Here is a 14172-nt window from a genome sequence, read left to right as displayed (position 1 = left end):
TTAAGGTAACAAATATAGTTTTTACAATTAAAATAATGAAGTTATTCCATTAAATTGATGTAAAATTTTACCAATTATTGTTTAATAAAGCCTTCAAAAGGAATTCTATTCAATAAACTTCGTCCAAGGGTAACTTCGTCTGCATATTCCAATTCATCTCCAACAGCAATTCCTCTTGCAATTGTGGATGTTTTTACACCATATTCCTTAATTTGTCTAAAAATATAAAAATTAGTGGTATCGCCTTCCATTGTTGAACTTAAAGCAAATATTATTTCATTTATCTTCCCTTCTTTTACCTTTTCAACAAGAGAAGTGATTTTTAACTGACTTGGCCCAATTCCTTCAATAGGAGAAATTTTCCCTCCCAAAACATGATAAACCCCTTTATACATTCCTGTATTTTCAATGGCCATAACATCTCTAACATCTTCCACTACACAAATTAGCGACTTATCTCTAGAAACACTTGAGCAAATTCCACAAATTTCATCATCTGAAATTGTATTACATTCTTTACAGTATTGAATATCATTTCGCATAGTTGTTAATGCAGAAGACAGCAACTCAGTTTGCTCAATCGGTTGTTTTAACAAATGTAAAACCAATCGTAACGCCGTTCTTTTACCAATACCTGGCAATTGAGACATTTCGTTGACCGCATTTTCTACTAATTTTGAAGGAAATTCCATTTAGCAAAAGTAGTTAATTTTGAAAAAAGAAAAGAGATTATAGAAAACAGAAGTGTAGAAAGTTCTTCATTCTGTCTTTTTTCTATTTTCTGTGCTCAATTTTATGATTTATTTCTATTTTAGCCTAAATAAAAACACAATTATGTCATCAGGAATTATTCTAGCTATTATTATCATATATTTCGGAATTCTTATTCTTATATCAAATCTAGTAAGTAAAAAAGATAGTAGTAACGAAGCATTTTTTAAAGCAAATAAAAATGCTAAATGGTACTTAGTGGCTTTTGGAATGATTGGCACCGCTCTATCTGGCGTGACTTTTATTTCAGTTCCTGGTGAAGTTGGAAATCCTGATTTTCAATTTAAATATTTTCAATTTGTACTCGGAAATGCTATTGGTTTTATAATTATTGCAACCATTTTACTCCCACTTTATTATCGCATGAACTTAACCTCTATATACAGTTATATCGAGCAGCGATTAGGGATTGTAAGTTATAAAACTGCCGCAACCATATTCTTAATCAGTAGAACTATAGGTTCTGCATTTCGTTTATATTTGGTCATTATTGTATTACAACGATTTGTTTTCGACGAATACAACGTCCCATTTGCTGTAACGGTTTTAATCTCATTAGCTTTAATATTTGCTTATACCTATCGTGGTGGTTTAAAAACGATAATTATTACAGACACTTTACAAACTTTTTTCTTAGTTTCTTCAGTATTTTTAACCATTATTTTCATTTGTAATAGTTTGGATTTAGGTTTCATAGATGCCTTTGAAACCGTAAAAAAAAGCAACTATTCTAAAGTTTTCTTTTTTGAAGATTATTTGAAAGGAAATTATTTTTGGAAACAAATTTTAGGTGGGATATTTGTAACCATAGCAATGGTAGGATTAGACCAAGACCTAATGCAAAAGAATTTAAGTTGTGCCAATATTGGCGAAGCACAAAAAAACATGTTTACGTTCACAGGAATTTTTGTCCTAATTAACATTTTCTTTTTAAGTGTAGGCGCTCTTCTTTATTTATATGCCGAAAAAAATGGAATTGCAGTGCCTATGGTGGATGGTGTAAAACGAACCGATTTATTGTTTCCGGAAATCGCTTTTAACCATTTAAACATCTTTCCTGCAATAGTGTTTTTATTAGGATTAACCGCAGCCACTTTTGCCACAACCGATTCTGCTTTAACGGCGTTAACCACTTCATTTTGTGTAGATTTTCTTGGAATGGACAAAGTTGAAAATCAAAACAAACCAAACACCGTTAGAACTCGTCATTTGGTACATGTTGGATTTTCAATATTGATGTTTTTGGTGATTATTATTTTTAACTCGCTTAACGACAAATCGGTAGTAACGATGATTTTTAAAGTCGCAAGTTATACTTACGGACCTCTTTTAGGACTATATGCTTTTGGGTTATTTATGAAATCGAAAACCGTTCATGACAAATTAGCCCCTGTCATTTGTGTAATTTCTCCTTTAGTTTGCTTTTTATTGGTTAAAAATTCAGCAGCTCTTTTTGGAGAGTACGTAATTGACAACGAATTAATCATCATAAACGGAATTATCACATTTATCGGATTATTAATCATTAGCAAACCCGCTACAAGTAAAACTACATTTTAATATTGATTTGTAGCCAATAAAACCAAAGTACAAGCTACTTCGTATTTAATATTATTTGCTTCTAGGATTTTATAAAATTCAGGATTTTCAGTTCCAGGATTAAAAATTACGCGTCTTGGCTTTAGCGATAAAATATAGTCGTAATACTCTTCCTGTGCTTTTGAATTTATGTATAATGTAACTGTATCTACAGCATGAAAATCAAATTTTTCAGTCTCAATTGGTATGTCAAATGCCATTCCTTTTTTGGCTCCTATGGCAACAACTTGATGACTTTTATCTACTAAACTGTGAATGGCTTTATACGAATAGCGCTCTTTATTTGCTGAAGCACCAATAACTAATGTTTTCATGATATTGTGTTTTAACCTTCTAAAGTTACGAATAATTTATTAAAATTCATCAATTACAATCTACCATTTAGTGTAACAAAATAACATTTAAATGAATATTTGATATTGAGTTTATAAATAAATAGCCTATATTAGCATTAACAAACAAAATATTAATGGAATTATTTATTTATCTATTTGCTGCATTATTTTCAGTATTAAATCCAATTGGAACCGTTCCTATTTTCGTTGCTTTAACAGAAGGCTATACAAGTGGAGAAAGAGCAAAAGTTTCATTAATTACAAGTATTAACGTTCTGATCATATTAATAATTTCATTTTTTATAGGCCAATATGTATTGAGTTTCTTTGGAATAACCATTACTGCTTTACGAATTGCTGGAGGAATTATCATTACAAGTTCCGGCTTTGGACTATTGAACGGAAACTTTAGCAAAAACAAAGGAATTAATAAAAAAGTACAAAAAGAAGTACAAAACAGAACCCATATTGCCTTAACGCCATTAGCAATGCCAATGTTAGCAGGACCAGGTTCTATATCGCTATTAATAGCTTTTCACCAAGAACACAACACCTCTACTGAAATCATAATTTCTACCTTTGCAATAGCTGTAGTTGCTGTAACTATTTATATTATACTTCGTAGCGCACACTATTTGGCTAAAATGTTAGGATCTTCTGGAATTGTGGCCATCTCAAGAATTATTGGTTTCTTAACCATTGCAATTGGTATTCAATATATTATAAGTGCTATTTTAACTATTGTTAGAGGCATTTAACCATTCTATTTTGTACCTTTAAAAGAAAAATGCGAATTTTACTAACTGGTGCTAATGGTTACGTTGGACGAAGATTACTCCCTGAACTTCTTTCGCAAGGTCACGAAGTTGTTTGTTGCGTAAGAGACAAAAACCGTTTAGGACTTGACAAAGCAACTTTAGAAAAAGTAACACTTTGGGAAGTAGATTTTTTACACCCAATAGACTTAGAAAACATTCCAAAACAAATAGATGTTGCCTATTACTTGATACATTCAATGACCTCTTCTATTTCAGATTTTGATGTTATGGAAGGGAAATCTGCCCAAAATTTCAATATTTACATGAATGAAATTGGGGTTAAACAAGTGGTGTATTTAAGTGGTATTGTTAACAATTCGGAACTTTCCAAACATTTACAATCCAGAAAAAACGTTGAAGATATTTTATTTGAAGGCAATTTCAACACTACCGTACTTCGTGCAGGAATTATAGTTGGCTCAGGAAGTTCGTCTTTTGAAATTATTCGTGATTTATGCGAAAAACTACCCGTAATGGTAACTCCAAAATGGGTTTTAACGAAATGCCAACCCATAGCCATTCGTGATGTTATTCATTATTTAACAGGTGTTTTACTAAAGGAAGAACATTACAATAAATCCTACGATATTGGCGGACCTAATGTGATTACTTACAAAGAAATGATGTTGTTGTATTCAAAAACAAGAGGCATCAAGCTTTGGATTTTCACACTCCCAATTATGTCACCAAAGCTTTCATCCTATTGGTTGTATTTTGTCACTTCTACGTCTTATAAACTAGCTGTGAATTTGGTAGATAGTATGAAAATGGAAGTTGTTTGTCAAAACAATGACCTACAAAAAGCATTAAACATCCAACCAATTACTTATGTAGATGCTATTAAATTAGCTTTCTTAAAAATGGAACAAAACTTGGTTATTTCAAGCTGGAAAGACAGCTTGGTAAGTAGTAGTTTTCAAGAAAATTTTTCAGAATTTATTCAAATTCCAACTTATGGCTGCTTAAAAGATCATAAAATTAAATCTGTGAACAATGTTGAAAAAACACTCAACAATATTTGGTCTATCGGTGGCGACAAAGGTTGGTATTATGGAAACTGGATGTGGCGAATTCGTGGCTTTTTAGATAAATTGTTTGGAGGCGTAGGTTTACGAAGAGGAAGAACACATCCAACTCATTTAGACAATGGAGATGCACTAGATTTTTGGCGCGTTTTAGTTGCCGATAAAGAAGAAAAACGTTTACTTTTATATGCAGAAATGCGTTTACCCGGAGAAGCTTGGCTTGAATTTAGAATTGACAAAGAAAACAAACTACATCAAATTGCAACTTTTAGACCTAAAGGATTATTAGGAAGAATGTATTGGTACAGTTTAGTTCCATTTCACTTTTTTATTTTTGGAGGAATGATAAAAAATATTACAAAATAAAAAAAGCCTGATTTTAATAAAAATCAGGCTTTTGCTTTATGATATCAATTTAATTATGCTTTTGGCAAGAAAATTTCTGCCATCATACAACGAGCACTTCCACCTCCACAAGCTTCGATTGTATCTAAACTTGAACTTAAAATGGTAACATGTTCTTCTAATTGTGCAATTTGCTTTTTAGTCAAACTTTGGTGTGCCGAGGCACTCATGATTAAATATCTTCTATCATCAGTTCCTTTTACTTCCAACATATTTCCAGCAAAACTATTTACTTGGTCTTCTGTAATTAGAATTACTTCTTTTTCATCCCCTTTTAAACTATCTAACACCATTTTACGTTCTTTCTTATCATCAATGCAATCGGCACAAATAACAGCAAAAGTTTCTCCCACACACATAATTACATTCGTATGATAAATGTGTTTTCTTTCCCCATTTACGGTTTGGAATGCTTCAAAAATAACGGGTGTAAATTCGAAATCTTCACAAAATTCGATAAAAAGTTCTTCATCTGCTCTTGGAGATAATGCACAATAAGCTTTACCATTCGCTCTGTCTAAAACAATACTTCCTGTTCCTTCTAAAAAAACATCATCTTCTTCAGCAGAAGTATAATCCATTATTTCATTGATAAGAAATCCTTTTTCTTCTAACGTATCTAAGACATCTTCTCTTCTTTCTAAACGGCGATTTTCAGCAAACATAGGATACAACACTACATCTCCATTTTCATGAAAAGAAATCCAATTGTTTGGAAAAATACTATCAGGGGTATCTGGACTTAAAGTATCGTCAACTACTACAACATTAAGCCCAATCATTTTTAATTTCTGAACGAAAGTATCAAATTCTTCTTGTGCTTTTTGGTTTACCGTTTCTGTAGATAAATTATCCAATACTTTTTGATAATAATTATTAACCGCTGTTTGTTCGTTCATTCGGAATGCCACCGGACGAATCATTAAAAGGGAATTAGTAGTTTGTTTCATTTTATATTTATGTTTGAAGTTTCAGGTTGCAAGTTTCAGGTTTTACAACTTGAAACATTAAACTTGAAACAAAGTTTTTAATCTCTAATTAATGGCAAAGTTGAACATCTTAATAATCCTTCTTGTTTGGCTATTTCAGCGTACGGAATTTCTTCAACTGTAAAACCTTGTTCTCTAAGCCAATTGTTCAATCGTGTAAAATTCTTTTCTGAAACTACTACATTAGGAGCAATTGAAAATACATTTGAATTCATGTGATACATTTCCTCTCTTTCAATATGGAATAAATTCTCTTTTCCGAACAAGTTTACTAAAAACATATAGTCTGCTTCTTCACGGAAACCGCTTTTGTAAATAATTCCTTTATTAGCTCCAACAGGTTGAAAACAACAATCTAAATGCAAAGCATTATCTCTTGGTTCTATTTTTGATTTCACTAAATCAAATGATTTTACAATTTTATTTGGAAACAAGTTTTTAATATAATCAACTCCTTGCCAATTTGTTCTTGCAGTTATATAATCTTTATAATCTGAACCTTTGTAAGTACCTATAAAAATATAATCATTCCAAGGCATCACATCACCACCTTCAATATGTACTTCTTCTGGCGGACGCACTACTTTTTTAGGATCAATTTGATCAATTACATACTGAATAGCATCTAATTCACGTTCTCTATCTGGTAAAATATTGGCTTTAATAAATATATCATCAATTACAAATCCAATGTCTCTAGCAAAAATTTGATTGTAATTTTCAATAATTTGAGGTCTGAAAACTTTAACATCATATTTTTGAAATACGGCATTAAATGCTTCAATTTCTTTTACCATATTTTCTTCAACTGGATAAGTTCCGGCTTTAATATGCTCTAAAGACTTTGGATCATATGCTTCTTCAATAGTAGGTGTTGGACCGTTATTTTCGGCAGTACCAAGCACTACAGCCCTTAATCGGGAAGTTTCGTTTTTTACATTTAATTGTAACATAGATTTTGGCTTTTGGCAAATATAGAAAAAGGAGACGAGAATTTTTACTGGTTGTCTTTTATTAATTCATAAAGAATTAACAGTAATTGATTTATAAATGATTAGATTTGAGAAAACTATAAAATCAATTTAAAATGGGATTATCAAATTTTTTCAATTCTCTTTTTGGAAAAGCAAAAGAGAAAGCTGAAATAGCCAAAGAAAACTTAAGCGAAGTAGCAGAAAATGTTGCCGAAAAAGCTGCAGATGTAGCGGAAGACGTAAAAGAAACAGTTGAAAAAGTAGCCGAAAAAGCGGCTCAAAAACTGGAAGAGTTAAAAGTGAATGAAAAAGTAGCTGAAGTAATGGAAACTGCTAAAGAAAAAACCGCAGAAGCCGCAGGTTGGGTTGAAGAAAAAGCACACAACTTAAAAGAATCTTTGGAGCCTAAAAAGGAAGAATCTAATACATCTGAAATTGTGGAATCTGAAACAAATGAAGAAACAAAACAACCCTAATAAAAAACCACTCAATGAGTGGTTTTTTTATTTAGACTATCTATCTTTTACTTCTTTAAAAGTACGTAATGCATATCCAGTATATACTTGTCTTGGACGACCAATTGGCTCTTTGTTTACTCTCATTTCTTTCCATTGAGCAATCCAACCTGGTAATCTACCAATAGCAAACAGAACAGTAAACATTTCAACTGGAATTCCCATAGCGCGGTAGATAATTCCTGAATAGAAATCTACGTTTGGATATAAGTTTCTTGATTTGAAATATTCGTCTTCTAAAGCTACTTTTTCTAATTGTTTTGCAATATCTAATAATGGATCATCAACACCTAAAGCGGTTAATACATCATCAGCTGCTTTTTTAATGATCGTTGCTCTTGGGTCAAAGTTTTTATAAACACGGTGTCCAAATCCCATTAAACGGAATGGATCATCTTTATCTTTTGCTTTTAAAACGAATTTAGCCACATCTCCTCCATTGTCATGAATTTCTTGTAACATTTCTAATACTGCTTGGTTAGCTCCTCCATGAAGTGGTCCCCAAAGTGCAGAAACTCCAGCAGAAATAGAAGCGAATAAACCAGCGTGAGAAGAACCCACAATTCTTACTGTAGAAGTAGAACAGTTTTGTTCGTGATCTGCATGTAAAATGAATAATTTATCTAAAGCAGTTACAACTTTTGGATCAGCTTTATAAGGACCTGTCGGTAATTCAAACATTAAACGCATGAAATTATCAACATAACCTTTTGTGTTGTCATAATAATTTAATGGATAACCCATTGATTTTCTGTAAGTCCATGTAGCAATTACTAAAAATTTACCCATAGTTTTACATACTGCATCATACATTTCTTTTTCGTTGTGAGGATTCACAGACTTAGGATTAAATGCAGTTAAAGCACTTGTTAACGAAGCTAAAACACCCATTGGATGTGCGGTTTTAGGAAAACCATCAATGATGTTTTTCATTTCCTCATTAACTAAAGTATATTTACGAATGTCGTTTTCAAACTTCTCTAATTGAGCCGTTGTTGGCAACTCTCCGAAAATTAACAAATAAGAAACTTCTAAGAAGCTAGCTTTATCCGCTAAATCCTCAATAGAATATCCTCTGTAACGCAAAATTCCCTCTTCACCATCTAAAAAAGTAATCTCGCTTCTACATGAACCCGAGTTTTTATACCCTGGATCAATAGTAATAGCACCAGAAGCACTTCGTAGCTTATCGATGTCGATAGCAACCTCATTTTCAGTTCCTACGATAACTGGGAACTCATACTTCTTGCCATCAAGCTCTAATATTGCAGTATTTGACATATTAATATAATGTGTTTTTTGATAAATATTTATGTATGTTGCGAATTTAACAAATAATCCTCGAACATTAAAGAAAATTATTATAATTTATGGTTAAATAATATACATGAAAAACCCTTTCAAAATTTCTTCTGAAAGGGTTACTATTTAGATACTGAAACAAGTTTAGCTAAACTGTTTATCTTAATATCTTTTTACTTTAAAAGCATTTACACCAGGAAAATAAGCAACATCAGCTAATTCTTCTTCAATTCTTAATAATTGATTGTATTTTGCCATACGATCTGAACGAGAAGCTGAACCTGTTTTAATTTGTCCGCAGTTTAAAGCAACTGCTAAATCAGCAATTGTATTATCTTCTGTTTCACCAGAACGGTGTGACATTACTGAAGTATATCCTGCATTATGCGCCATATTAACTGCAGCAATAGTTTCTGTTAAAGTTCCAATTTGGTTTACTTTAATCAAAATTGAATTGGCAATAGATTGACTAATTCCACGAGATAATCTTTCTACATTTGTTACAAATAAATCATCTCCTACTAATTGTACATTATCACCAATTTTCTCAGTTAATAATTTCCAACCTTCCCAATCATCTTCATACATTCCATCTTCGATAGAAATAATTGGATAATTAGCAGCTAATTCAGCTAAATAAGAAGCTTGCTCTTCAGAAGTTCTAATTTTACCTGTTTCACCTTCAAATTTAGTATAATCATATTTTCCGTTTACATAAAATTCAGAAGCTGCACAATCTAAAGCAATCATTACATCCTCACCAAAAGTATACCCTGCATTCGTTACCGCTAATTTGATAGAATCTAAAGCATCCTCAGTTCCTCCAGCTAAATTTGGAGCAAACCCACCTTCATCACCTACAGCAGTAGATAAATTTCTATCGTGTAATACTTTTTTCAAGTTATGGAAAATTTCAGTTCCCATTTGCATAGCGTGAGTAAAATCTTTAGCTTTAACTGGCATAATCATAAATTCTTGAAACGCAATTGGAGCATCAGAATGCGAACCTCCGTTGATGATATTCATCATTGGAACTGGCAACGTATTTGCAGAAACACCTCCAACATAACGATACAATGGCATTCCTAATTCATTAGCCGCTGCTTTTGCAACCGCTAAAGAAACACCCAAGATTGCATTTGCACCTAAATTAGATTTATTTGCTGTCCCATCTAATTCAATCATCATTTTGTCGATTAAATTTTGTTCGAAAACAGACATTCCTACTACCGCTTCAGCAATTTTAGTATTTACATTTTCAACCGCCTTTAAAACACCTTTACCCATGTAAGCTTTACCACCATCACGAAGCTCAACCGCTTCATGTTTACCAGTTGAAGCACCACTAGGAACAGCTGCTCTACCTAAAATTCCGTTATCTGTAACTACATCTACTTCGATTGTTGGATTTCCACGCGAATCTAAAATTTGTCTAGCGTGAACTTTGATAATTATACTCATTTTATATTTTTTTAATTTACTATCTTGTGGATAATAACAAATTTATAATTAAAAATCTAATCATAATTAGAAACTCAAAAAACTTATAAACGATAACGTTTTAGTTCATTGAACTTTTAATATTTTCAATAAATTGATCAAATAAATAACTTGAATCGTGAGGACCAGGACTTGCTTCTGGATGGTATTGTACTGAAAAACAGTTTTTGGATTTCATTCGCATTCCAGCAACTGTTCCGTCATTTAAATGCTCGTGTGTTAATTCGAAATCAGGATGTTTATCTAATTCTTCTCTTACGATAGCAAAACCATGATTTTGAGACGTAATTTCACCTTTACCAGTAATCACATTTTTTACAGGATGATTGATTCCTCTGTGACCATTGAACATTTTGTAAGTTGAAATACCATTAGCCAAGCCAATAATTTGATGTCCTAAACAAATACCAAAAAGTGGTTTATTCTGATTTAAAATTTGTCTTGCGACTTCTTGAGCTGATTCAAGGGGTTCTGGATCTCCAGGCCCATTAGACAAGAAATATCCATCAGGATTGAATGATCTTAAATCTTCAAATGAGGCATTGTAAGGAAAAACTTTGATGTAGCAATCTCTCTTTGCAAAATTTCTTAGAATATTAGTTTTTATACCTAAGTCTAAAGCCGAAATTTTATATTTTGCTGTCTCTTCACCATAGAAATAAGGTTCAGTTGTTGACACTTTTGAAGCCAATTCCAATCCATTCATATCAGGAACTTGTGCTAATTTTTCTTTTAGCTCTTCAATCGGTGTTCCATCGGTACAAATAACTGCGTTCATTGCACCATTATCTCTGATATAACTCACCAATGCTCTGGTATCTACATCAGAAATCACGATAAGATTTTGTTTACTTAAGTAGTCAAATAGACTTTCAGTAGCATCTTCACGAGAATAATTAAAACTGAAGTTTTTACAAACCAAGCCTGAAATTTTTACTGAATCAGATTCAACTTCTTTTTCATTTACGCCATAATTACCAATGTGAGCATTAGAAGTTACCATGATTTGTCCAAAGTAAGAAGGGTCTGTAAAGATTTCTTGATAACCTGTTGTTCCTGTATTAAAAGCGACTTCACCAAAAGTCACCCCTTCAATACCGATTGATTTTCCGTGAAAAATTGTTCCGTCTTTAAGAAGCAAAACGGCTTTAGAACGATTATTGTATTTCATTATGTTGTGTTGTTGTGGGTGCAAAATTAGTTATAAAAGTTGTTTTAAGAAAATATTTGATTCGTAAAACCAAAAAAAAAAGGATAAACTTAAAAAAGTCTATCCTTATTATTTTTACATGAATGGTTTCATGACTATTCTGTAGCTTCAGTATTTTCAGAAGTTTCAGCAGCTGGAGCTTCAGGAGTACCTTCCGCTTTTTTAGCTTTTCCACGACGAGTCGTTTTCTTAACTTCTTTTTTACCACCATTATACAATGTGTTGAAATCTACGAATTCAATCATTGCCATGTCAGCGTTATCTCCTAAACGATTACCTAACTTGATGATACGAGTGTATCCTCCTGGACGGTCACCAACTTTAGCAGCAACTTCTCTAAACAATTCAGTAACAGCATATTTATCTCTTAAATAAGCAAAAACTGTACGGCGATTGTGAGTAGTATCTTCTTTTGATTTTGTAACTAATGGTTCAACAAATTGTTTTAAAGCTTTAGCTTTAGCAACAGTCGTGTTGATACGCTTATGTTCGATTAAAGAACAAGCCATATTAGCTAACATAGCTTTTCTATGTCCTTTTTGTCTACTTAAATGATTGAATTTTTTTCCGTGTCTCATGACGTGTTTTATTTATCTTCATCTTGCATCAATCCATTAAAGGAGCGCAAAATATGAAGCAATTATTCTTTATCTAACTTGTATTTAGTTAAGTCCATACCGAAAGTAAGGTTTTTATTAGCCACTAACTCATCTAATTCAGTTAATGATTTTTTACCAAAATTACGGAACTTCATTAAGTCGTTCTTGTTGAAAGACACTAAATCACCTAATGTATCAACTTCAGCCGCTTTTAAACAATTTAATGCTCTAACAGATAAGTCCATGTCAACTAATTTAGTTTTCAACAACTGTCTCATGTGAAGAGATTCTTCATCATATGACTCAGTTTGAGCAATTTCATCTGCCTCAAGAGTAATTCTTTCGTCAGAGAACAACATAAAGTGATGGATTAACGTCTTAGCAGCCTCAGTTAAAGCATCTTTAGGATGGATAGAACCATCTGTAATGATTTCAAAAACTAATTTTTCGTAATCTGTTTTTTGTTCCACACGGAAATTCTCAATAGTATATTTAACATTCTTTACAGGTGTGTAAATAGAATCCGTAAAAATTGTTCCTATTGGAGCGTTTGATTTTTTGTTCTCTTCAGCAGGAACATAACCTCTACCTTTTTCGATAGAAAGTTCCATGTTGATTGTAGTTTTGCTGTCTAAATTACAGATTACTAAATCTGGATTTAAAACTTGAAAACCAGAGATGAATTTTTGAAAATCACCTGCTGTAATTTTATCTTTTCCTGAAAGAGCAATAGAAACAGACTCATTATCAATATCTTCAATTTGACGTTTGAAACGTACTTGTTTAAGATTTAAAATAATTTCTGTTACATCTTCAACCACACCAGAGATAGTAGAGAACTCATGTTCTACACCTTCTAATCTAACTGATGTAATTGCATATCCTTCAAGAGAAGAAAGCAAAACTCTTCTAAGTGCATTACCAACAGTCAATCCGTAACCAGGTTCTAAAGGTCTAAATTCAAATTTACCTTCAAAATCGGTTGAATCGATCATGATAACTTTATCGGGCTTTTGAAAATTAAATATTGCCATACTTTCGACTAAAGTCAATTATTATTTGTTATACAACTCAACGATTAGTTGTTCTTTAATATTTTCTGGAATCTGAAGTCTTTGAGGTACAGAAACAAAAGTACCTTCTTTAGTATCATTATTCCATGTAATCCACTCATAAACCTGAGAAGAACTTGCTAAAGAACGCTCGATAGCTTCAAGAGATTTTGATTTTTCACGTACAGCAACTTTATCACCAGCTTTTAAGTGGTAAGAAGGTACATTAACAAGTTCACCGTTAACAGTGATATGTCTGTGAGATACAATTTGACGAGCCGCTCTACGAGAAGGCGCAACACCCATTCTGTAAACTACGTTATCTAAACGAGCTTCACATAATTGTAATAAGATTTCACCTGTTACTCCAGAAGCAGCAGATGCTTTTTTGAATAAGTTTCTGAATTGTTTTTCAAGAATTCCGTAAGTGTACTTAGCTTTTTGCTTTTCCATTAACTGAACTGCATATTCAGATTTTTTACCTCTCTTTTTAGCTAAACCATGTTGCCCTGGAGGGTAATTTCTTTTTTCGAAGGCTTTGTCTTCTCCGAATATTGCTTCGCCAAATTTACGAGCAATTTTAGTTTTTGGACCAGTATATCTTGCCATTTTAAAAAATTAAAAAAGGTAGGAATTATGAATTCAGGTCATATATCCTTCGATAATTTTAAACCTACCTATGTTATACTTAAATTATACTCTTCTTCTTTTCGGAGGACGACATCCGTTGTGAGGCATTGGAGTTACATCAATGATTTCAGTAACTTCAACTCCAGAATTATGAATAGATCTAATAGCAGATTCTCTACCATTTCCTGGACCTTTCACATAAACTTTCACTTTTTTAAGTCCAGCTTCAAGAGCTACTTTACTACAATCTTCTGCTGCCATTTGAGCTGCATAAGGAGTATTCTTTTTAGAACCTCTAAAGCCCATTTTACCAGCTGAAGACCAAGAAATAACTTCACCTTTCTTATTAGTCAAAGAAATAATGATGTTGTTAAAAGTAGCATTAATATGTGCTTCTCCTGAAGATTCAACGATAACTTTACGTTTTTTTGCTGTTGCTTTAGCCATA

Annotated in this window: 15 protein-coding genes; 4 read left to right on the top strand and 11 right to left on the bottom strand. The window is 32.3% G+C overall.

Annotated elements, in window-relative coordinates:
• Positions 1-74: 74 nt before the first annotated feature.
• On the bottom strand, positions 75-692 hold the full coding sequence (gene recR, locus RSE15_RS10850) for a recombination mediator RecR (RefSeq protein ID WP_324068510.1): 618 nt from the start codon (positions 690-692) through the stop codon (positions 75-77).
• Positions 693-834: 142 nt separating this feature from the next.
• Here recR and RSE15_RS10845 point away from each other — a divergent pair, with 142 nt between their 5' ends.
• Positions 835-2331, top strand: coding sequence for a sodium:solute symporter (locus tag RSE15_RS10845; protein WP_324068508.1), 1497 nt, complete (start codon positions 835-837; stop codon positions 2329-2331).
• Here RSE15_RS10845 and RSE15_RS10840 read toward each other — a convergent pair.
• Complete coding sequence (locus RSE15_RS10840) at positions 2328-2684, bottom strand: CoA-binding protein (protein ID WP_324068506.1); 357 nt, start codon at positions 2682-2684, stop codon at positions 2328-2330. The two genes, RSE15_RS10845 and RSE15_RS10840, sit on opposite strands and share 4 nt — an antisense overlap.
• A 155-nt stretch (positions 2685-2839) precedes the next feature.
• Here RSE15_RS10840 and RSE15_RS10835 point away from each other — a divergent pair, with 155 nt between their 5' ends.
• Both RSE15_RS10835 and RSE15_RS10830 read left to right on the top strand, forming a co-directional pair.
• Positions 2840-3463, top strand: a complete 624-nt coding sequence (locus RSE15_RS10835; RefSeq protein WP_324068504.1) for a MarC family NAAT transporter — start codon at positions 2840-2842, stop codon at positions 3461-3463.
• Positions 3464-3492: 29 nt separating this feature from the next.
• The gene (locus RSE15_RS10830) at positions 3493-4914 is read left to right on the top strand and encodes an SDR family oxidoreductase (RefSeq protein ID WP_324068502.1); all 1422 of its coding nucleotides are present in this window, start codon (positions 3493-3495) and stop codon (positions 4912-4914) included.
• Positions 4915-4967: 53 nt separating this feature from the next.
• Here the strand turns inward: RSE15_RS10830 and ctlX are convergent, their stop codons facing one another.
• Both ctlX and RSE15_RS10820 read right to left on the bottom strand, forming a co-directional pair.
• A complete protein-coding gene (gene ctlX / locus RSE15_RS10825) occupies positions 4968-5903 on the bottom strand; it encodes a citrulline utilization hydrolase CtlX (RefSeq protein WP_324068500.1) in 936 nt (311 codons plus the stop codon).
• Between the two features lie 77 nt (positions 5904-5980).
• Complete coding sequence (locus RSE15_RS10820; protein ID WP_324068499.1) at positions 5981-6895, bottom strand: dimethylarginine dimethylaminohydrolase family protein; 915 nt, start codon at positions 6893-6895, stop codon at positions 5981-5983.
• A gap of 134 nt (positions 6896-7029) precedes the next feature.
• Here RSE15_RS10820 and RSE15_RS10815 point away from each other — a divergent pair, with 134 nt between their 5' ends.
• Positions 7030-7392 (top strand): hypothetical protein, encoded by a 363-nt coding sequence (locus tag RSE15_RS10815; RefSeq protein WP_324068497.1) that lies wholly within the window; start codon positions 7030-7032, stop codon positions 7390-7392.
• Positions 7393-7428: 36 nt separating this feature from the next.
• Here RSE15_RS10815 and RSE15_RS10810 read toward each other — a convergent pair whose 3' ends face one another.
• The 7 genes from RSE15_RS10810 to rpsK form a co-directional block, all read right to left on the bottom strand.
• Entirely contained in the window at positions 7429-8712 is a 1284-nt protein-coding gene (locus tag RSE15_RS10810; RefSeq protein WP_324068494.1) for a citrate synthase, read from the bottom strand.
• 183 nt (positions 8713-8895) lie between these two features.
• Entirely contained in the window at positions 8896-10194 is a 1299-nt protein-coding gene (gene eno, locus RSE15_RS10805) for a phosphopyruvate hydratase (protein ID WP_324068492.1), read from the bottom strand.
• A 100-nt stretch (positions 10195-10294) separates the two neighbouring features.
• Positions 10295-11404 carry a glutamine-hydrolyzing carbamoyl-phosphate synthase small subunit gene (gene carA / locus RSE15_RS10800; protein WP_324068490.1) on the bottom strand — a complete coding sequence of 370 codons (1110 nt, stop codon included), beginning with the start codon at positions 11402-11404 and terminating at the stop codon, positions 10295-10297.
• A gap of 134 nt (positions 11405-11538) precedes the next feature.
• The gene (gene rplQ / locus RSE15_RS10795) at positions 11539-12021 is read right to left on the bottom strand and encodes a 50S ribosomal protein L17 (protein ID WP_324068488.1); all 483 of its coding nucleotides are present in this window, start codon (positions 12019-12021) and stop codon (positions 11539-11541) included.
• Positions 12022-12083: 62 nt separating this feature from the next.
• Positions 12084-13076: a DNA-directed RNA polymerase subunit alpha gene (locus tag RSE15_RS10790; protein ID WP_324068486.1), complete on the bottom strand. Its 993-nt coding sequence runs from the start codon at positions 13074-13076 to the stop codon at positions 12084-12086.
• Positions 13077-13097: 21 nt separating this feature from the next.
• Positions 13098-13703: a 30S ribosomal protein S4 gene (rpsD, locus tag RSE15_RS10785; protein ID WP_008254444.1), complete on the bottom strand. Its 606-nt coding sequence runs from the start codon at positions 13701-13703 to the stop codon at positions 13098-13100.
• 84 nt (positions 13704-13787) lie between these two features.
• Positions 13788-14171 (bottom strand): 30S ribosomal protein S11, encoded by a 384-nt coding sequence (gene rpsK / locus RSE15_RS10780; protein ID WP_008254446.1) that lies wholly within the window; start codon positions 14169-14171, stop codon positions 13788-13790.
• Position 14172: the final 1 nt, after the last annotated feature.

It is taken from the genome of Flavobacterium sp. (assembly GCF_035195345.1).
Lineage (GTDB): Bacteria > Bacteroidota > Bacteroidia > Flavobacteriales > Flavobacteriaceae > Flavobacterium.
Note: the sequence above shows the minus strand (reverse complement) of the source record. Positions and strands in the feature narration are given on the sequence as shown.